Origin of the sequence: Spirochaeta cellobiosiphila DSM 17781 (genome assembly GCF_000426705.1) — a bacterium.
Classification (GTDB): domain Bacteria; phylum Spirochaetota; class Spirochaetia; order DSM-17781; family DSM-17781; genus Spirochaeta_E; species Spirochaeta_E cellobiosiphila.
In genome coordinates this window covers 174,075-194,584 of the sequence record NZ_KE384558.1, presented here as the reverse complement: position 1 = coordinate 194,584, position 20,510 = coordinate 174,075, and the positions used below count along the sequence as shown (strand labels likewise).

The 20,510-nt window shown below is 41.7% G+C and carries 22 protein-coding genes; 5 read left to right on the top strand and 17 right to left on the bottom strand.

Going from position 1 to position 20,510, the window contains the following annotated elements:
* Window positions 1-23: 23 nt before the first annotated feature.
* Window positions 24-884 (top strand): SDR family oxidoreductase, encoded by an 861-nt coding sequence (locus tag K345_RS0117525; RefSeq protein ID WP_028975267.1) that lies wholly within the window; start codon window positions 24-26, stop codon window positions 882-884.
* A gap of 10 nt (window positions 885-894) precedes the next feature.
* Here the strand turns inward: K345_RS0117525 and K345_RS0117520 are convergent, their stop codons facing one another.
* The 17 genes from K345_RS0117520 to K345_RS0117440 all read right to left on the bottom strand — a co-directional run bounded on the left by K345_RS0117520 (window position 895) and on the right by K345_RS0117440 (window position 15,967).
* A complete protein-coding gene (locus K345_RS0117520; RefSeq protein WP_028975266.1) occupies window positions 895-2,145 on the bottom strand; it encodes a hybrid sensor histidine kinase/response regulator in 1,251 nt (416 codons plus the stop codon).
* A 54-nt stretch (window positions 2,146-2,199) separates the two neighbouring features.
* Window positions 2,200-2,928, bottom strand: a complete 729-nt coding sequence (locus tag K345_RS0117515; protein ID WP_156888459.1) for a hypothetical protein — start codon at window positions 2,926-2,928, stop codon at window positions 2,200-2,202.
* A gap of 53 nt (window positions 2,929-2,981) precedes the next feature.
* Window positions 2,982-4,193 carry a pyridoxal phosphate-dependent aminotransferase gene (locus tag K345_RS0117510; RefSeq protein WP_028975264.1) on the bottom strand — a complete coding sequence of 404 codons (1,212 nt, stop codon included), beginning with the start codon at window positions 4,191-4,193 and terminating at the stop codon, window positions 2,982-2,984.
* Between the two features lie 205 nt (window positions 4,194-4,398).
* Complete coding sequence (locus tag K345_RS0117505) at window positions 4,399-5,256, bottom strand: PhnE/PtxC family ABC transporter permease (protein WP_028975263.1); 858 nt, start codon at window positions 5,254-5,256, stop codon at window positions 4,399-4,401.
* On the bottom strand, window positions 5,253-6,047 hold the full coding sequence (locus tag K345_RS0117500; RefSeq protein ID WP_028975262.1) for an ABC transporter permease subunit: 795 nt from the start codon (window positions 6,045-6,047) through the stop codon (window positions 5,253-5,255). The genes K345_RS0117505 and K345_RS0117500 overlap by 4 nt, the downstream gene beginning before the upstream one ends.
* Window positions 6,031-6,789, bottom strand: a complete 759-nt coding sequence (gene phnC, locus K345_RS0117495) for a phosphonate ABC transporter ATP-binding protein (protein ID WP_028975261.1) — start codon at window positions 6,787-6,789, stop codon at window positions 6,031-6,033. The genes K345_RS0117500 and phnC overlap by 17 nt, the downstream gene beginning before the upstream one ends.
* A 78-nt stretch (window positions 6,790-6,867) precedes the next feature.
* Entirely contained in the window at window positions 6,868-7,881 is a 1,014-nt protein-coding gene (locus tag K345_RS0117490) for a PhnD/SsuA/transferrin family substrate-binding protein (RefSeq protein WP_028975260.1), read from the bottom strand.
* A gap of 86 nt (window positions 7,882-7,967) precedes the next feature.
* The gene (locus K345_RS21720; protein ID WP_037573059.1) at window positions 7,968-8,813 is read right to left on the bottom strand and encodes a PHP domain-containing protein; all 846 of its coding nucleotides are present in this window, start codon (window positions 8,811-8,813) and stop codon (window positions 7,968-7,970) included.
* A complete protein-coding gene (locus tag K345_RS0117480; protein WP_028975259.1) occupies window positions 8,807-9,514 on the bottom strand; it encodes a phosphonate C-P lyase system protein PhnL in 708 nt (235 codons plus the stop codon). The genes K345_RS21720 and K345_RS0117480 overlap by 7 nt, the downstream gene beginning before the upstream one ends.
* Complete coding sequence (locus K345_RS0117475) at window positions 9,511-10,143, bottom strand: LbetaH domain-containing protein (protein WP_028975258.1); 633 nt, start codon at window positions 10,141-10,143, stop codon at window positions 9,511-9,513. The genes K345_RS0117480 and K345_RS0117475 overlap by 4 nt, the downstream gene beginning before the upstream one ends.
* Window positions 10,144-10,155: 12 nt before the next feature.
* Window positions 10,156-11,319: a phosphonate metabolism protein PhnM gene (gene phnM, locus K345_RS0117470; RefSeq protein WP_028975257.1), complete on the bottom strand. Its 1,164-nt coding sequence runs from the start codon at window positions 11,317-11,319 to the stop codon at window positions 10,156-10,158.
* 9 nt (window positions 11,320-11,328) lie between these two features.
* Entirely contained in the window at window positions 11,329-12,165 is an 837-nt protein-coding gene (locus K345_RS0117465) for an ATP-binding cassette domain-containing protein (protein ID WP_028975256.1), read from the bottom strand.
* The gene (locus K345_RS0117460) at window positions 12,158-13,024 is read right to left on the bottom strand and encodes an alpha-D-ribose 1-methylphosphonate 5-phosphate C-P-lyase PhnJ (protein WP_028975255.1); all 867 of its coding nucleotides are present in this window, start codon (window positions 13,022-13,024) and stop codon (window positions 12,158-12,160) included. The genes K345_RS0117465 and K345_RS0117460 overlap by 8 nt, the downstream gene beginning before the upstream one ends.
* A complete protein-coding gene (locus K345_RS0117455; protein ID WP_028975254.1) occupies window positions 13,021-14,133 on the bottom strand; it encodes a carbon-phosphorus lyase complex subunit PhnI in 1,113 nt (370 codons plus the stop codon). The genes K345_RS0117460 and K345_RS0117455 overlap by 4 nt, the downstream gene beginning before the upstream one ends.
* On the bottom strand, window positions 14,133-14,744 hold the full coding sequence (phnH, locus tag K345_RS0117450; protein ID WP_028975253.1) for a phosphonate C-P lyase system protein PhnH: 612 nt from the start codon (window positions 14,742-14,744) through the stop codon (window positions 14,133-14,135). Before phnH ends, K345_RS0117455 begins: the two co-directional genes overlap by 1 nt.
* Window positions 14,741-15,190: a phosphonate C-P lyase system protein PhnG gene (gene phnG, locus K345_RS0117445; protein ID WP_028975252.1), complete on the bottom strand. Its 450-nt coding sequence runs from the start codon at window positions 15,188-15,190 to the stop codon at window positions 14,741-14,743. The genes phnH and phnG overlap by 4 nt, the downstream gene beginning before the upstream one ends.
* A gap of 78 nt (window positions 15,191-15,268) precedes the next feature.
* Window positions 15,269-15,967 (bottom strand): GntR family transcriptional regulator, encoded by a 699-nt coding sequence (locus tag K345_RS0117440; protein ID WP_169714836.1) that lies wholly within the window; start codon window positions 15,965-15,967, stop codon window positions 15,269-15,271.
* A gap of 78 nt (window positions 15,968-16,045) precedes the next feature.
* Here K345_RS0117440 and K345_RS0117435 point away from each other — a divergent pair, with 78 nt between their 5' ends.
* The 4 genes from K345_RS0117435 to K345_RS0117420 all read left to right on the top strand — a co-directional run bounded on the left by K345_RS0117435 (window position 16,046) and on the right by K345_RS0117420 (window position 20,461).
* Window positions 16,046-17,065, top strand: coding sequence for a threonine aldolase family protein (locus K345_RS0117435; RefSeq protein ID WP_028975250.1), 1,020 nt, complete (start codon window positions 16,046-16,048; stop codon window positions 17,063-17,065).
* A 40-nt stretch (window positions 17,066-17,105) separates the two neighbouring features.
* Window positions 17,106-17,921, top strand: a complete 816-nt coding sequence (locus K345_RS0117430) for an aldo/keto reductase (RefSeq protein WP_028975249.1) — start codon at window positions 17,106-17,108, stop codon at window positions 17,919-17,921.
* A gap of 66 nt (window positions 17,922-17,987) precedes the next feature.
* Entirely contained in the window at window positions 17,988-18,782 is a 795-nt protein-coding gene (locus K345_RS0117425) for an SDR family NAD(P)-dependent oxidoreductase (RefSeq protein WP_053228442.1), read from the top strand.
* A complete protein-coding gene (locus K345_RS0117420) occupies window positions 18,782-20,461 on the top strand; it encodes a formate--tetrahydrofolate ligase (protein WP_037573052.1) in 1,680 nt (559 codons plus the stop codon). Before K345_RS0117425 ends, K345_RS0117420 begins: the two co-directional genes overlap by 1 nt.
* The last annotated feature ends 49 nt before the right edge of the window (window positions 20,462-20,510 follow it).

Below are 20,510 nucleotides of genomic sequence, written 5' to 3'. Positions count from 1 at the left end.
CAGGGAATAAGGAGGATATAACAATGAAAAAAATCCTATTAGCCGGAGCCACAGGATACTTAGGTGGTCATATACTGGATAAATTATCCACCAGTTCATACGACTATAAAGTTCTTGTCAGGAGCCCTGGAAAGTTAGATGAGTCCCTCAAAGGCACAGACAAGGTCATCCTTGGTGAAGTTACCAAAAAGAAAACCCTCGAAGGCTGTTGTCAGGATATTGATATTGTCATATCAAGTATAGGTATAACCCGCCAAAAGGATGGTTTGACTTATTATGATGTGGATTATCAGGGAAACAAAAACCTACTAGAGGAAGCGGTCAAATCGGGAGTGAAGAAATTCATCTATATCAGTGCTTTGAATGCTCCCAAATACAGAGAACTCAAAATCCTGGATGCCAAAGAAAAATTCGTTGATGATTTAAAACAGTCAGGAATAGCCTACCAAGTCATAAGACCTAATGGATTCTATTCCGATATAACAGAAATATTTAACATGGCCAAGAATGGTCGAGTCTACCTTCTAGGTAATGGGGAACAATTAGCCAATCCGATATCCGGAGAAGACTTAGGAGAATATGTCCTGTCCCAAATAGAATCTAGTGACACAGACCTGGATATTGGCGGGCCTCAAGTCTTAAGCCAGAATGAGATAGCAAAACTGGCCTTTGATGCCTTAGGCAAAAAAACCCGCATCAGTTACATGCCTGTTGGAATGGCCAAGTTCATCATAAAAGTACTTCATTTATTCACTTCTATGAAGACATATGGACCTATAGAATTCTTCTTAACAGTCATGACTGTGGATATGGTAGCCCCTCCTACCGGACAAATTACACTAGGGGATTATTTTAAATCTTTGGCCAATAAGAAGGCTCCATAAGGAGCCTTCTTCAGGACAGGGGAAACAGCAAAGTAACCCTGACATAAGGCACTTTACCTTCCGGTAGGTGCATAATCATATTACGAGCTCTCACATCCCCTCCCATCTTTTGTACCATTTGTTTCACCACAAATAAACCAGCCCCTTGAGACCACTCTTCCTCAGGAATTTTGACAGGAAAACTCTCAAAGGTATAAAACAACTCAAACACAGCCTCACTATACTCATAGGGAATCCCATAGATAGCTTGTCCATTATCATCTCTAGTAACAGTGTTCTTGGGAGGATTCCAGAAGCTATACTCCACATAGGATTCACTTCCCTCATGCCGAATATTAGACAGGAACAGAATCTTACCATCTTCAGGGGAGTACTTTATGGCATTACATAAAAGTTCTTTGAATATAGTAGCTAATGACTCCCGATTCACAGCTAAAGTATGACTTTGACCGAGTTTAAGGGGATTCAAACTAATAGAACGCTGATGTTCTGCTAATATGGGAAATAACTCATCCTTAAAATATTGTTCTATTCCCTTGGTCACCTCGTCCAAAGGATAAGATTTTACCTGAATATCTTCATGGGCCAAGCGTGATATGGCATCTAAATCATTAATGATCTTCTTCATATAATCAGCTGATTCTACAACCAATTCTAGGACCTTCTTACTAACGATCAATTCATCAAAACTTTGATCCTGGTTGTTGATTTCCTCTTTGAGCATATCCAACCAATAGAATCCCCCCCCTTGTCCCATATTACGGGATAGAATACCCATAATACGATTGGTTTGGGTCACATCCTTGGAACGGTATAAATCCTTCCAGGAGAAGAGCCCTAACTTATCGTATTGATCCATGATGTATTCCTCATGATTCTTACGGATAAAGTTCTCTTCCATTTTTCTTTTTAGAATGCGGTCGACATCTTCCAGGAGCTCAGCCCCCTTAAGGGGTTTCTCCAAATAATCATCCGCCCCCATTTTTAAAACTTTTACCGCTGTTTTAGTAGATTTCTTGGCAGTAAGGAAGATAAAAGGAGTGGTAGGAGAGTATTTGCGGGCTTCCTGAAGGAACAGCTCTCCATCCATATCGGGCATCATCAGATCAGATATAATTACATCATAATTGGTATGTTCCAAGGCATTGATAGCATGTCGCCCCTGTAAATAAGTATCAACATTATAGCCTTTGGTTTCCATCGCCTTGCGTATGAGCGCAAGACTTACTTCATCATCATCAACAGCTAGCACTTGTATCATAGAAATACTTTAACAGAAGAAGTATTAAATAGACATTAAGAATTTTTATTTTGTTTAAGGAAGTTTCTCTTCTAAGGGGATAAATACATTGTTAGGATCCAGGAACCCCGGAATGGCTGTACCATCATTAGGATAAGGTAAGCTCATCCCTCTTGTTGCAGGAGTATTCTCATTGTACTTATACCACTGGGTCAAAAGAGCATAGAGATATGCTTCTCCATCGTGGATTCCCCAGAGCCATTGACTGTTGTCACCCAGCAAGGTCGCCAATATCATAGCCTCTGAAAAGCGAAGGTCCCCCCTATCATGGCCGATGGCTCCGTCCCCCTCCCATATTTTGATAACGTAATTAGTACGATATCGTTCGAGAACAGCCCCCTTCCAGTAGGGATCATCCTCATAGAAGTTAGTTACAACGTTCTGAATATCCTCGTCAGCTTTGGACAAACTAAAGAGGATATGAAGGCTATAACGCTCATCATTAATCCCAATTAGACCTTCCTGATGATAGATTCGAAATCCCTCTCCTTCCATAGGCCCCTTATCAAGGGATGCCATTAGAAAATCCCCTACCTGCTGATCAAGAACTACTGCCGTCTGAATCCCCATCCCGGGGGCTTTAAGGGACTCGGAACGCTGGAAACTATCCATAGTCCTTGTTAGTGTCATACTTCTATCATCTGCCCGGCCGAATTGGGAAGGAATACCATCCTGGTATATATCGACAGCAGCTAAAAGATTAGTAATGGCAAGCATTAAAACCAATGAATAACAGTACTTCAAGTCATAACCTCTCCCCTTCATTTTTGGCAAAAACACTCACAATCTTTAATCCTTTACTGTCGATAATGCTCCAAAAACTCCCCTAAGCGCCCTATAGCCGTGGTCAAGTCAGTTTGACCGGGAAGGAAGACCACACGGAAGTGATCCGGTGACTTCCAGTTAAAACCTGTTCCCTGTACAATAAGGATTTTCTTCTCCAGGAGAAAATCTAAGGCAAACTGCATATCATCCTTAATGTTGAATCTATCATCAAGCTTAGGAAAGAAGTAAAGAGCTCCCTTAGGCTTAACACAGGACACACCAGGAATATCATTCAACATCTTCCAGCCCAGGTCTCTTTGTTCCTTTAACCGTCCCCCTGGATTCACCAGGTCATTAATACTTTGATAACCCCCAAGAGAAGTTTGTATTGCAAACTGGGTGGGAACATTAGAACATAGACGCATATTGGACAGAATATCCAAACCTTCTCGATAACCACCAGTCATATAACGGGGACCTGTAAGGTACATCCATCCTGAACGGAATCCAGCCGCTCTATATGCTTTAGACAAACCATTAAAGGTGACAATAGGAACATCATCACATAGAGTAGCTATCGAAGTATGTTTCACATCATCAAAGACGATCTTTTCGTAGATCTCATCACTGAATACAATCAGGCTATGCTCTCTGGCAATCTCCAGAATTTCTTCCAGAAGTTCCTTAGAATACACAGCCCCTGTAGGGTTGTTAGGATTGATTAAGACAATACCTACAGTTCGATCCGTCACTTTTTTACGGATATCATCTGGATCAGGCATCCACTCTGCCTGTTCATCACAGATGTAGTGAACTACTTTTCCCCCTGATAGAGTGGCAGCCGCTGTCCATAAAGGATAGTCTGGAGAAGGAACCAGAAGTTCATCTCCATTATTCAGCAATCCCTGCATAGACATGGTGATCAATTCACTGACCCCATTACCAATGTAGATGTCTTCAATACCTACATCCAGAAGGCCTTTCTTCTGGCAATCCTGCATGATCGCTTTGCGGGCCGAAAACAAGCCCTTGGAATCGCAGTACCCTTGGGCTTCTGGTAAGTTCCTTATTACATCATGAATTAACTCTTCAGGAGCATCAAAACCAAAGGGGGCAGGATTACCTGTGTTAAGCTTTAAAACACGATACCCTTCCTCTTCTAATCTTTTCGCTGCTTGAAGAACGGGACCTCTAATATCGTAACAGACTTCGTCTAGTTTTTTGGATTTTTCAAATACTCTCATAGGGACGGTTTAAAACGTATTGTTCATTAAGTCAACGAGATACGGACAATTTCTTACCTATTTTTTAGTGAGACTAAAGTTTATACACTAACAAATGATTGTAAGCAAATCGATACTTTGGTCTAAGCAAAGTAGCCATTTGGTCTAAGCAAACCACTCCTTTGGTCTAAGCATTCCATTGAATTGCTTAGACCAAAGTTATGTTTTAGTTCTGAAGATGATAACGTTCCTTTAGACCTGTGGCAAAGTATTCCATAATAAAAGCAACGACGAGGATAAGATAGGTGATAAAACCGATCTCCCGAATATCATAAAAATAGCCTGATGACATGAACAAATTGTATCCGATACCACCAGCTCCTGCAGCAGCCCCCATAGCAACAGCCACAGCAAAGTTGATCTCAAAGCGAATGAAAGTCCAGGATAAAATATAGGATATAGCCGTAGGAAAGACAGCTTGAAACACGATTTGGAACCAGGTTGCCCCTGAAGCTTTTAAGGCTTCAATGACCCCTTCATCCAGTTCTTCAAAAGATTCCGAATAAGCTTTAAGCAAATACCCAACCGTATGAAAGCTCATTCCGATTACAGCAGCAACCGATCCCAAACCGGCTCCTATGGCAAATATCAACACCCAGAGAACTGTAGGAACCGATCGCATTAAGGCCACTATGGTTTTCACAACATTACTGATAAAAGGAGTTGATAGATTTTGTGCGGCCAGTAAACCGAGAAATAAAGATACCACTCCCCCAATGAGAGTTGTTAGAAAAGCGAGAGCTAAGGTTATACCTACCTGTTTTAGCCCTGCCAATAGTATAAGGACAGTACTGCTTTCTTTGACTCCAAAATGGGAGGCTACCCCCCTTGGACTGGTAAACATAGTCCAAAAGTATTGGATTGTTTTGATCGTAGCCTCACCCATAGGAACATCTTGAGTATCTATCTTCACAAAACCATAGATGGTGACCAGCACTAACACTAAGAGAGTTAAACCAAGATAAGTCTGAGGGAGAGACCTTTTATGAACCACAATTTTAGGGGCTTTCTGATCTGTTATCATAGGATTACCCTCCTGAGATAATTGGACAGGGTTTCAATCAGTAGAACGATCACGACAATACTTATAACGACTAAGGCAGCCGCCTGGTATTGGAGGCTTTTGTAATACAAACTGAAGATAAATCCGATACCGGAACCAGTTAATAATCCAACCAGGGTAGCAGAACGAATATTATGTTCTATCATGTACAAGATCCAGCTCACCAACTGAGGCATACTGGCGGGTATAACCGACTGAGCGATAATGGATAAGCTATCAGCTCCAGCAGCAGTTAGAGCTTTAACAGATTGAGCAGAGGCTTCTTCTATGGTTTCCATAAAAACACGGGTCAGAAAACCGAAGGAGTAGAAAAACAAAGCCAAAAAACCTGTAAACACACTTTGACCAAAGGTCAAAAGGAGTATCATGGCCCAAGCGGCAACAGGAATATTTCTATTAATGGAGGCTATAAGTCTGGAGATATAAGCCACCCCTTTATTAGGTCTCGTGGTCCCTGCACCTAATAGGGCAAAAACCAAAGCAAACACAGCAGATACGGTAGAGGCCATAATGGACATTAAGATCGTATCTACTAATTTATCCAGTATGTTAGGGAGCTTAGCAAGAGCTGCTTGACCTGGAATCATATTAGAGAATATCCAGACAATAACCTTCGGTAGAGAGTAAAGGGCTTTTGTAAAGCTAAAATCTGTAATACCTGCTGTCACAAAGACAACAAGAACCATTAGAGTAAATAAAGCCAGGGCTCTTATCTTCTGAGTAAGAAAGAACTGATTAATTGATGAGTTCATATGCCTCTGTCCCGTAGATATTATAGATAGACTCATTGTCTAATTCCGGTGGGGTTCCATCAAAGACAAGGTTCCCCTTATTGAATCCAAGGATCCTGTCTGAATAGGTCTTAGCCACTTCTACCTGATGTAAATTGACCAGGGTGGTTATCCCATATTCCTGTTGGACTTTACGAATATAATCCATAACGATCTTAGCTGATCCCGGATCCAGGGATGATATAGGTTCATCACATAACAATAATAAAGGCTCTTGAACCAAAGCCCGTGCTATCCCTACCCGTTGCATTTGCCCTCCGGACAATTGATCACAACGTCTATAGGCATAATCTTCCAATCCTACAAGAGCCAGCACCTCCATAGCCATTTGCTTCTCCTGTTCTGAATAGATCCCCAGGACCCCTTCAATGGTGGATTTATAACCTAGCCGCCCATGAAGAACATTCTCAATCACTGTCAAACGGGTTACCAGATTATAGTGTTGGAAAATCATACCTATTTTGGCCCGGGCCTTTCGTAATTTATGTCCCTTGAGGCTTAGCATGTTCTGATCATCAAATAAGATCTGTCCATCAGAGGAATCAATGAGACGGTTAATGCAGCGGATAAAGGTTGTCTTTCCTGATCCTGAAGGACCGATGACTGAGACAAACTCACCCTTTGTAATATCAATATTTATTTTATTAAGTGCCAGTACATCTTTGTAGTACTTAGTTAAATCATTCACTTCCAAAAGTGCCATATATTATCCCCTATTATAAAGAAACAAAGGCATCCAGCCCTGGGCGTAGGCCCGGACTGAATGCCCTAAACAATCAACTTACTTCATACCGCTTAATTTACGAATAGGGTCGTACCAGGAATCTTCCACTGTGGCAAACTTTTGCCCGGCCCGAAATAGAGCTTTAATGTCAGATCCTTTAGGAGCAAAGAGAAGTTTATTGTTGTATACTTCTGAAGACATAAGGACTTGTTGTACCTTAGCAACTTCTTCTGGTGTAACGAGATTAGTATTAACAACCAAGGGAGCATTAAGAACAGGAACAGTAGCAATCAATCGTACCTTTTTACCCGCTTCTTGATCAAACGGAGCATCAGCACCATCTTTAACTACCAGAATATCACCAGCTTGGGGATCATCATAAGAACCTTGTTCCCAGGATACATATTCATTAACACAGGAGTTACAAAAAGCACCAATATCAGCTTTACCAGTCAAAACATTCATCAAAGATCCCTGGTGGGAACCACCAAAAAGAACCTGGGCAAATACCTTATCAGAGCCACCTTCGAGAAGGTCATCTGCTGTTACATTGAAGTTTTTACTAATGATACTGGAAGGGACACGGAAGCCACTAGTAGAGGAGTTAGAAACAAAGGAGAACTTCTTTTGTTTTAGTGTATCCAGGTTATAGTCTCCACCAATTTTATACTGATCCGTGTTTTCAAGAAGGGTTCCTAACATGGAGTAATACTTGGCATCTGATAGAGTACCTGAGTTTCCTGTGTTCACAACTAAAGGTAATACAGCTTTTTCACGGGCATGGGCCTGAACATAACCTTCTCCACCAAACCATGAAAAGGCTGCATTTTCATTAACTAAGGCTTCGATAGCAATGGCATAATCTGTTGTTAACTGTTCCTTGATAGGTCTTCCCAATGCTTCTGATACAATACGTATTAATTCTGTACGAGTTTCAGCAAACTCAGGAGTAGATTCATTGGGATACCATACCCATACTAATTCATCATTTGAGCTTTCTTGACCGCCATTGGCATAGAGCCCCATGGTTAAACTTAAAGCCACAAGTAAAATAGACACGATTTTTTTCACGTCATTCTCCTCATTCAATTTTTCATGAGTCACTCTACCTAATGGGTATTAAAGGAAGGTTCAGATAATATTAGAATCAAATTAAGCTAGTTAAAGTTTAAACAGTTTTTCTTTAAAATCTCCCAATCACCAGGAGGAACAGTCATTAATCCCAGGGCATCTTCCTTGCCGTATTCGCCATGAAAATCACTTCCTCCTGTACAGATAAGGTCATATTCATTGGCTAATGCCCTTACCTTTTTATAGTCATCAGAACTATGATCAGGATGGGCTAATTCAATCCCTTGTAATCCTAAGTAAACCATATGGGGAACTAAGTCATAGACAGCTGATTGTCCAGGATGAGCTAAGACAGGGATTCCTCCATCAGCCTTAATGGCAGCAATGGCATCGTGATATGTTACATAAGAGATATCCCGGGCAGCTATCCCTCCTGACTTAAAAAGTTCCCTATACAGATCAGAGTAGATCTCTGTGGTTATTTTCTTATCTTTAAGTACAGCCATAATGTGTTGTTTGTACAAACATCTGGAATGGGAATTCAGACAGTAAGCTTTATCTTCTACTTCCTGTACAGTGACAGGATATCCTTGAGCCTGAATGATTTGTATTTGCTCCAAAGTATTATTATGTCTTTTCTTAAGAGTAGCAGAACATAGGTCCTGAATATGATAGGGATTCCGGTTATACTGATATCCTAAGATATGAACCTTTCGTCCCGTATCGGGATCAAAGGCGGATATTTCAATACCCCTGAGATAGAGTAAGTTGAAGCGACTCGCCATGCTTTCATTTTCCCCCTGGTGCTCTACTGTGTCGTGATCTGTCAGGGATAAAGCAGCAATTCCCCTCTCTTGTGCCAATTTCATTAAGTTACGAGGAGAATAACTGCCATCGGAGACCCAGGAATGGAGGTGCAAATCGATTAACATAAGGCCTCCATTTGTCCCTGGCTCATATGATGTTCCCTATCACATAAGCCTTCCATGAACTCTAGATCATGGAAGATACCCAACATGGTGGTCCCCCTTTCCTTGAGCTGGGCAATAAGAGATCTGACCTTTCCTTTGGAATGATGATCCAGGGAAGCTGTTGGTTCATCCAGAAGGAGTAATCGCGGTTCTTTTACCATAGCCCGGGCTATATTCAGTCTTAGTTTTTCTCCACCTGAAAAGGTTGCGGGATAAGAGTCCCATAATTCTTCTGATAATTCAAAATGGGTTAATAGTTCTATAGCTCTCACTTCACTATCCTTATGGGATAATCCTTTTTCCCTTCCTGCTTGAATTAAGATGGTTAAAGCGGTAGTCCTGGGAACAACCTGAAGAAACTGACTAACATAACCTATTTCATACTGACGAAGGAAGATCCTCTGACGATGGCTCAGTTCATAAAGATTCACCATCCCATAGGCCTCACTGTCATATAAAATGCTCCCTTTCTGAGGGATATAGGTTCCATAGATGAGTTTGAGGATGGTTGATTTGCCGCTTCCACTCTTACCCGTAATACCTACAAACTCACCGGGATAAAGGGATATATTAATATCACGACAACCTTCTATGCTTTTGTTATGATCATGAAGGTAAAAAGATTTGCTCACCTCTTGGATATGTAATAAAGCTTGATTCATGAGTGGCTCCTGTTATTGTTTTGGTACTTGTGAATAAACTCCTGGATAGGCAGGGAAAAATCCTCCAATCGTTCCTTTAGACAATCATGGGACCAATCCCACCATTGAATGGAAAGGAGCTGTTCTATCTGGGAGGGATCAAAACGGTGGCGAATGAAACGGGCAGGATTCCCCACGACGATCCCATAGGGGGGGACATCTTTTGTCACTACAGAACCTGCGCCAATGACCGATCCAATACCTATGTTGATTTCCGGAAGGATAATGGCACCGTGTCCGATCCAGCTATCATGACCTATGGTCGTGATACGTTCCCTTCGCTTTTGAAAGAAAGTATCATCATTAGTATCCCTTAATCCAAATAACTGACGCCTATAGGTAAAGTGATGCTGACTTGGTCTTTCCATAGGATGGTCTGTTGGGCCAATACGTACCATAGCAGCAATATTACTGAATTTTCCAATGTGGGTATTCTGAATGATGCACCAAGGTCCTGTATAGGAATAATCGCCAATGACACTGTGATCGATATGGTTTTGCTCTCCAATATCGACATAAGCCCCTGTTACGACTTTGCTTAAAACAGAATCAGCCCCAACAGAGGGATGCTCTTCCTTTAATATCTTCATTGTGCTTCCTCGTTAATAATGGGTTTGGTATTTAAGCTGCCCTTGAACATACACAGAGGTAATGAGAGGGAGCTTTTCATCATTAAGATGAAGAACAAGTACATCCGCTTCTTTTCCTGCTTCCAGGGAACCTAAGCGATCCTCCAAACCAACTGCTTTTGCAGGATTCAGGGAGACAAGATTCAAAGCCTCTGGGAGGGATAAGCCATAGTCATCATGAAGCTTGAAGATACAATGGATCATAGCCGCAGGATAATAGTCACTACAGAGGGTATCGATAGCCCCCTCTAAGATAGCTTCCGCGGCTGAAAGATTCCCGGAATGACTTCCTCCCAAGAGAATATTGGGAGCACCAGCGACAGTGTAAAAACCTAGACGTCGCGCTTCTTTTGCGACTTCCATAGTAATGGGAAACTCAGATATATTAAGAGATAATTCCTTATTCAAATGTAACTTATCAATCGTATCATCATCATGACTGGCTACAGGAACGCCCCGACTGATCGCTAGTTGAGCTAATTCCTGTATAGCAGTGATAGGCAGCTTCTGTGCTGTTTGGGTTCGCTTTATCACTTCATCAGCTTCTTCTTCTGATAGCTTGCGATACCCTTTGATGAATTTCTTATAGACTTCCAGGTTTCTATACTGCCCCTGACCGGGGGTATGATCCATGAAGGAGAGTAGATGCACCATGTCAGACTTAATATAATCTTCCAGCTCTTCGACCCTATCTAAGCTGTCTATCTCAAAACGAGCATGAAAGCGGTGACGGATGAGACTGTTCTTCCGGCGGAGACGATCAATGAGTTCAACAAAACGTCTGGTATGAGAGGCTTGTCGGATAACCTTGTCATCAAACTTCCAGCTTTGATAAAAGGACAGGCTATGATACATGGTGGTAATTCCCTGTCCTATTAAGTTTCTCTCTGCTTCTTTGAGAGCTATCGAAAAATCCATAACACTTGATGGTCGCGGAGCGGCAATCTGCTCGATATAATCAGAGTGAACATCAATTAGTCCAGGAAGAATATAGGATCCCTGGGTATCAATATAGGAATCTGGAAAATCATTACGGCAAGCTTTAATCTCAGTAATGTGTCCCTCTTCCATTATCAGTAAATGATCAGGAAGTACTTTGTGGGGAGTGACGATATGACCTTTCAATATTGTTTTCATTATAAAACCTCATAGTAGGGAATGAACCAGTTCCTGTGTGTACTGGTGTTGGGGATCTTCTAATATCTGATCTGTTAAGCCTTCTTCAATGACTTGACCATTGAGCATGACTAACGCTCTGTCAGCTAACATTTTGACCACAGATAAATCATGGGAGACAAGGAGCATGCTTACTTTGTATTCCCGTTGAATTTCTTTTATCAAATCCAGAACTTTTGCCTGAACTGATAGGTCTAATCCTGTGGTAACCTCATCCAGAAAGAGAACTGGAGGGTTGTTTGATAAGGCTTTGGCTATCTGCACCCTCTGTTGCATTCCCCCTGAGAAGTGGGAAGGAGATTCTTTCATACGGAAGGAGGCGATCTTGACCTGGTCTAGTAAAAACTCTGCCCGATTAGTCATGGATTCTACATTTCGCCATCCGGCAGCAATCAGGTTCTCCCCTATGTTGGATAAGGAGGAATAGTTCATCCGTAATCCTCTAAGGGGATTTTGATAGATCATTCCGAACTTCTCATTCCGTAAACGACGTTGTTCTCTTCGGGGAGCCTCAAAGAGGTTGGTATACTCTTCTCCCTGAAAGTGATAATTCCCTTGCTGGGGATATTGATCAAAATACAAACATTGCATTAGTGTCGACTTTCCACTGCCCGATTCACCGACGATCCCAAGGATTTCCTGAGGATAGAGATCGAAATTGACATTCTGTAAGGCATAAACCGTCCCACAGCGGGGACAGTAATTATGGTCCAGTCCCTCTTTATGGCTGTGGCAATAGGAACATCCTGTACCAAATTGTTTATTCAAATTTCTTATAGATAAGAGAGGCTTTGATTCATTAGCCAAGGAGCACCTCCTTTGAGGAATCCTGCCGTTCCTGACAATAGCTTGTGTCATTACACTGGTAGTAGGTTTGATTTGTTTCTGTATCAACTAGCTCATCCATAAACACATTTTGAGCCCCACAGAGGCGACAGGTTTTATCTTTGAATTCTTCTGCTTTGAAAGGAACATCCTCAAAACCGAGACTTTCGACTTTTGTATAAGGGGGAACCGCATAGATTTTCTTTTCCCGCCCTGCTCCAAAAAGGAAGAGATTCTTACTCTCATGAAGTCTGTTATTGTCATAGCGGGGGATGGGACTGGGAGCCATAACATACCGATTCTGGACCATGACAGGATGATCGGCTCCTGTTGTCATGTCCCCTGTTTTAACGATTTCTTCAAAGAGGCTTAGAAAGGCCCCTGAATACTCTTGTTCACTGTGGAGGATTTTTGTTTTTCCTTCTGAAGGTTCAATGCTCCGTAGTGGTTCAGGAATAGGGACTTGAAGGATCATGATTTGCTCTTCCTCCAGTTCTATTTCGGGGATTCTATGGCGCGATTGTATCAAAGTAGCCTTCTTTGTATGGGTAGTTACTTCAATGTCCGTTGTGGTTTGGGTGATTAGTTTTTTGATATTGACCGCATTAACAGAATCGTCTGCCCCCTGATCGATAACTTTAAGAGTATCCCCTTTACCTATAAGGGATAAGGTTAATTGTAAACCACCTGTCCCCCAACCTCTGGCTATGGGCATTTCCCTGCTGGGAAAGGGAACTTGGTATCCCGGGATGGCTATAGCTTTCAAAGCAGCTCTTCTAATAACCTTCTTGGAGGATTCATCAAAGAAGGCATAATGGTGTTTTTTACCGGCTAAACTCATTCCTGGGACCCTCCTGATTTTCTTACCCTCCGTAGAGCTTCTAATTTGGATTGGAAAGTTACGTAATGGGGAAGCTTTAGATGGGATATAAATCCTGTGGCTTCTACAGAATCAATGTGAAGGAGAACAAACTCTTCCTGATGAGTAGGATAGCGGATATCTTTAGTCTCTAGATTATGATCGAGTAGACTCATGGCTATCACTTTGGTTTCATTCTGGCCGTAGCAAATACCATAGCCCAGTTCAAACTCTAGCTCTTCCTGCCCCTGTCCCAAGGATTTGGTAACAGGAATGAGGGTCTCCACTTCAGATATTTCAATATCCCCTATGTAGTATTCCCTGTCCTCTGAGGTTTCTTCATAGGGATCATCGATATAGAGGGGCAAAAGCCCTACCCGTAACTCACCTACTGTGGGATGGAGGGCTCCTCCTCCGAATCCTCTTAGAGAGGCATAACCTAAAGAGGTTACAGCCCCTGTCTGTCCTCTTGTTAATACTTGTAATCGTTCAGATCGCGATGTAGGGAAGCTGATTGAAGCTGTTGTAACATCTTTTGGAAGGGTACGATCCAAAGGAAAATCTTTGAGGAGGCCTTCTTTGCGCAGATAATCTACGACTTTGGGATAGATCCAATCCTTTGGGATGGCAGAACCAGAACTTTCCCGTTGATAGAGAGAAAGCAATGCTTTTAAGTCTGGAACCCTTTCTTCAATAAGGGAAAAATCAAGGAGACGCTGGGAATAATCAGGTGAGGATCCTAATAACTGCCCACCGGGGATATCTTTAAAAGCCGCTGATATTCGTCTTTGTATAAACAGGGAATCTGTATTAAGTTCTTTTGTTGTATAAAGCCGAGGGACGGTAGAGCGGTAAGCTCTCAATAGGAAAACAGCTTCTTCAGGACTCCCTTGTCCCTGTTTAATGGCCAAAGCGGCTAATTCCCTATCGTAGAGACTGGCTTCAGACATGACTTGATCTATGAGCGACTTCATTCCTCCTTGTATGGCTTCTACCTCCAGAAGCACAGCGGACTGAACACGAAGGACCTCGCGCCTGAGTAAAGAACTTTCTATAGCTTCGCGTCCCCCTCTTACAGCAACATAGGCCATCAGTTTACCTCCTTATTGATATAGCTAATGGTTGTGGTTCTTGGTAGTCCACAAAGACGTCCATATTGGTCAAAAAGGAGAACATCTACTCCTAAGGGAAAATAAGAACAGGCTTTGTTTCGTTCCGGTATCCAACATTCCAGAAAAGGAAGGGGCTTCCATTGGACGACATCTTTTATTCCCGGACCTGATAATTGATAATGGGATTCTGTAGGAAGTGTTTCTGCTAAAAGGGAAAGATCTTCTATGGAGAGGAGAATCGTAGCTCCTTCATGGGGATTCAATTCACTCCCCTTCTTCGCTGCAGTAAAGCAAAGAGAAGCCTCTTCCTTTATCTCCTGATTGAGAACAAACAGGAAATCCGCCTTTTCCTTGGTAGTTCTTTTCATATGAGTCAACTGATGAAGAAAGGTGTCATCATAACTTCCCACCAGGGATACCAATACCCCTTGATCGAGGAGTGTACATCCTAATAGGAGTACCATGTCATCCTTTGTCGTGGTGATCTTATCATCGATCCCAAGGGTATATATTCTACCTGGAAAGCTAAATGCTTTGACTAATTGACGGTACACTTTCTGGGTATGATGAACAGGGTCAATAGTCCTCATAGATAATCCTCCTCCATCATGGATTGAAAATTAACTTTAGTCTGAGCCAGTAGGCTTATCTCTTCCTGTTGTCGTTCTTTTATGAGATTATCTGCCTGAATGAAAGCATCCTGCCAATTCCTGGTTATAGGAAGTCCAGCTTTATAGGCGGCATCTATGATGGCTAAGGCTTTGGATAAGTTTTCATCATGCCCTTTTACAATCCCCAGCCCTAATTGTTCTTCTATCTGAACTTTGGTCTCTGTTACGACAACTTCACCCAGATAGAATTGACTTTGTCGTGCTTTTTCCCTGAGCTTCACCATGACAAGCCCTTCCTGAGGAGCCTGAAGGACAACAATGGGATAAAGGTCTTCTACTTCCTGAGCCAGATTCAGGGCTAATCCGCTTTTATCCTTGATGAGTATTCGAGTCCGATAACTCGTTAATGTCCATTTATCTTTCATGATAAGGATTCTAACTTGTTGCCAAGTTAAGAATTATTAAAATAAGATTAAACTTGTTTGAGTCATGTTAAGGATTGATTAATTGATGTGATACTTAAATCGGTCCCCCCGGTAAAGTATTCTTGTATACTGGAGAGGTGTTACTTCTTTGGAATGGGTACAATTCTCTAAAACTAGTAAAGGAATCAAGGGGGGACAGCATAGAAGCTCCTGTTCTTCACTAGTGGGGAGGCTCAATTCCATGGTCACAGAAACGGCCTTCAGTTCAGTATATCCATTTGTTGTAAAATAGCGAAACATACTTTTAATAGTAGGAGCCTCCTCTTCTACAAGGGGAAAGTATTTAATAGGCAAATAACTGTGATGAATGGCAATGGGACTATCTTCAATCATTCTGATAATGGCGATGTGATAAACCTGCTCCTCTTTTCCATCCAGGTCCAAACGTTTCCATATATCCCTATCGTAGTCACAGGATTTTTGTATGAGAATGCGATTATCCAGTTCTAACCCTTGAGACATTAGCTTTTCCGAGAAACTACTTCCTGTCCAGAGATCAAGATGTACGGGAGTTTTTGAAGGGGTTAAATAACGTCCTTTTCCTTGACGGCTGACAACAATCCCTTGATCCTCCAGACGATTATAGGCATTTCTGACTGTTATCCGGGGGACAGAGTAACGGGCACACATTGTGTGTTCTGATGGGAGTGGTTCCTCCACATCGTATCTTCCACTTTGAAGGCCATTCATGATGTCATCAATTATCCAGTTTTCCATAATCATAATTCTAACTTGAATAATGTTAGAACTCTATGAGGTCTTTGTCTTTTTTGAGATTTCTGACATGATAGAAACATGTATAGTTTTAAGAATGATTACTCCGAAGGGGCACATCCCTCCATCCTTCAAGCCTTAGTCGATACTAACTATGTGCAAGCCCCCGGTTATGGGGAAGATCCCTACTGTGAAGAAGCAGCTCAACTGTTGAAGAAGGAAGCACAGACCCAAGAGGGAGATGTACACTTTATTGCTGGTGGAACCTTAACCAATCTATTAGTTATCTCATCCTTTCTCCGTCCTCATGAAGCTGTCATTAGTGCAGATTCAGGACACATTTATACCCATGAGACAGGAGCTATTGAAGCCACAGGGCATAAAATCCTTACCAGAGCCCCTCGAGACGGTAAGATCTATCCCGATCAAATAGAAGATATTATGGAAGAACATTATTTTGAGCATATGGTAAAACCTAAGCTTGTTTATATATCCCAGCCTACGGAAATGGGAACATTGTATTCCCGTTCCGAATTATTAGATATTCATCATTACTGCCAAGCTAAGGGCTTATACTTATTCGTTGATGGAGCACGATTAGGTTCAGCTCTTGCTTCCTCTCATAATGACGTGACCCTGAAGGATTTAGCCGAATATAGTGATGCCTTTTACTTTGGAGGAACTAAGAATGGAGCCTTACTGGGGGAAGCCTTGTTTCTTAGTCACCCCGGAGTGAGAGAGGAGTTCCGTTATCTCATCAAACAACGGGGAGCCATGTTGGCCAAAGGGCGAATTATTGGTCTACAGTTCTTAACTTTGTTCCAAAATAATCTGTACCTGGAATTAGCAGAACATGCCAATAAAATGGCATCAAAGCTTCAGGAGCAGATTAATCAACTAGGTTATTCTATGCAGTTTACCTCCTATACGAACCAGATTTTCCCTATTTTCCCTCTTCCTGTGATAGAAAAAATGGAAAAAGAATTTGAGTTCTTCCGTTGGGAAAAGATTGATGATCAGAACTGGAGTATTAGGCTGGTATGCTCTTGGGCCACACCGAAAGAAGAGATTGATCGATTTATAGAATGCCTAAAAGGATAGTATTTGACGTAGGTCCCTAAATAGGCCTACCTTTATGGTTATGAGAGACAATACTTACACATTAGCAAATGGCGTAAAGATCCCCCGTTTAGGATTGGGAACTTATCTGATTAAAGACGGAAAGGAATCAACCACTGCCGTCCGGGTAGCCTTGGAAGCAGGGTACAGACACATTGATACAGCCTCATTATATAAAAATGAAAAAGGCGTAGGACAAGGTATAAGAGAATCTGGAGTTCCCAGGGAAGATATCTTTTTAGTCAGTAAAGTATGGAATACAGATCAGGGCTATGAACACACAAAGAAAGCCTTTCGAGAGTCCCTGGAACGTTTGGGTACTGATTACTTGGACTTGTATTTGATTCATTGGCCTAAACAGGCTTCTCCAGAGACTTGGCTGGCCATGGAAGAACTGTATAATGAAGGTAGAATTAAAAGCATTGGGGTCTCTAATTTTACCCCCCTGCAATTGGAAGAATTGCTGAAAACAACTAACATTGTTCCTATGGTAAATCAGGTAGAACTTCATCCTCAATTTCCCCAATACCAATTACAGGAATACTGTAAAAGCAGAAACATCCAGATAGAATCATGGGGACCTCTTATGCAGGGACGAATTTTTCAAAGTGCCATTGCTCAGGAAGTAGCAGCTAAGAATGACATGACGGTTGCTCAATTGGCCATTCTATGGCAATGGCAACAAGGAAATGTGGCTCTGGTTAAATCCACCAATCCCCAGAGAATCAGGGATAACTTTGTCATTCCTGATAAAGAGTTGTCTACAGAAGATTTGAAATTACTCAAATCAATGGAAGGACTCAGATTAGGTCCTGATCCTGAAAATTTTGATTTTTAATAAAATGAGCCGGTTTTGCCGGCTCTTTGTCTTATAAACACATATACAAAACTAAGGAACATATCTATGGGAAAAACAAGAGAGCTTACAGGCTGTCGAGCATTAATAACAGGAGCTAGTGCAGGCATTGGAGAAAGCATTGCCCAAACATTAGCCGCTTCAGGAGTCAACCTTATACTAATGGCTCGTCGGGAAGACAAAATCAAGACATTAGCTGCCTCCCTCATGAAAAAGTATTCTATTAATGTAGACACTTATGTAGCAGATATCAGACACAAGGATGAAGTGGAAGGAATAGCAAAGCAGATCATAGATTCCAAGCAAAGTCTGGATATACTCGTTAATAACGCCGGTTTAGCTAGGGGAACAGATAAACTCCAGGAAGGTAATATTGATGACTGGGAACAAATGATCGATACCAATGTTAAGGGTCTTTTGTATATGACCAGATACTTTGTTCCTTTCATGCTTCAATCCTCCTCCTATCCACAGGTTATTAATATAGGTTCTACAGCAGGTATTCAGGCTTATCCCGGAGGAGCCGTTTATTGTGGAACCAAGTCAGCAGTTGGGTTTCTGTCAGACGGACTTAGAATTGATACGGTAGACACCCCTTTAAGGGTTTGTAATATACGACCAGGGCTTGTAGAAACAGAGTTCTCTGTTGTTAGATTCAAAGGAGACAAGGATAAAGCAGATAATGTCTATAAAGATATAGAACCTCTCTATGCCCAAGACATAGCTGATACGGTAGAATTTGTGCTAACACGCCCTACTCATGTTCAAATCACCGAGCTTACAGTCATGCCAAATTGTCAAGCCTCAGGAACAATAGTACATAGAAAAGGAGCCAAACAATAATGGGGACGGTAAAATCGGATATAGAAATAGCCCAATCAACAAAAATGGAAGTTATTAACGATATCGCTTCTCACATGAATCTTCCAGAAGAATATCTGGAAAATTATGGTAAGTACCGGGGTAAAATAAATTTAGAGGCTATTAAAGATTTTGATTCTCACAAGAAGGGAAAACTCATTTTAACAACAGCCATCACCCCAACACCAGCAGGAGAAGGGAAATCAACAGTGTCTGTTGGTCTGGGAATGGGGCTGAATCAACTGGGAAAACAATGCGTCATTGCATTAAGAGAGCCCTCTCTTGGGCCTGTATTTGGAATCAAAGGAGGAGCTGCCGGAGGTGGTTATGCCCAAGTCCTTCCCATGGAAGAAATAAACCTTCATTTCAACGGAGATATTCATGCGATAGGAAGTGCCCATAACTTACTATCAGCTACCATAGACAATCATATTAAATTCGGAAACGAATTAGGTATTGATCCTACAAGGCTTACATGGAAAAGAGCTGTAGATATGAATGACCGTGCATTAAGGAATATTATTGTGGGGCTGGGAGGCCCCGCAAACGGTATCCCCAGAGAAGACGGATTTATGATTACCGTAGCTTCTGAAGTAATGGCCATTGTTTGCCTAGCTTCCGATTTGATCGATCTAAAAACAAGAATTGGTAATATTCTTATTGGTTACACTTATGACAGACAACCTGTTTTTGCTAAACAACTTAAGGTTCATGGAGCTATGACAGCCTTATTGAAGGAAGCCATCAAGCCTAATCTTGTTCAGACCCTGGAACATACTCCTGCTGTTATTCATGGAGGCCCCTTTGCCAATATTGCCCACGGCTGCAATAGTATTATTGCCACGAAGACAGCCTTAAAATACGGGGACTATGTGGTAACAGAAGCAGGTTTTGGAGCTGACCTGGGTGCAGAAAAGTTCTTTAACATAAAATGCCGTATAGCGGATCTTAAGCCAGATTGTGTGGTTCTTGTAACAACAGCTGTTGCATTAAAAATGCATGGAGGTAAAAGGAAAGAATCCTTAGGAGAACCTGATGTGGAAGCGTTAAAAAAAGGGTTAGAAAATATGGTTAAACATATTGAAAACTTGCGGAGCTTCAAAGTGCCATTAGTGGTTTCCGTGAATAAAATGTCACAAACCTCTGAAGCGGAATATGCCCTGATAAAACAAACCTGTGACGAATTAGGCGTTCCCTGTGCGGCTACCCATGTTTGGGAACGGGGTGGTGATGGGGGCAAAGATTTGGCCCTGGAAGTTTTGAAAGCGATGGAAGAGCAGGAGAATAACTTTACCTATCTCTACCCCTTAGACATGTCCGTTAGAGACAAGATTGAAAAAATTGCCAAAGAAATATATGGAGCTGAAGACGTATCTTATACCAATCAAGCTTTAAACCAAATAAAGACTATAGAAAAGAATGCCTGGGGGCAACTCCCCATTTGTATGGCAAAAACACAAAACTCTATATCTGATGATCCTAGCCTATTAGGGAGACCATCACATTTTACTTTAAAAGTTACCGAGATAACACCATCTACAGGAGCTGGATTTATTGTGGTCAAAGCTGGGAATATCATGACAATGCCGGGACTCCCCAAAGTTCCATCAGCAGAATTGATTGATATAGACGAAAAAGGAAGAATTACAGGACTTTTTTAATAGGTACAGAAAAAAACATAGAAATATATGACCACATGTGCTAAAGAAA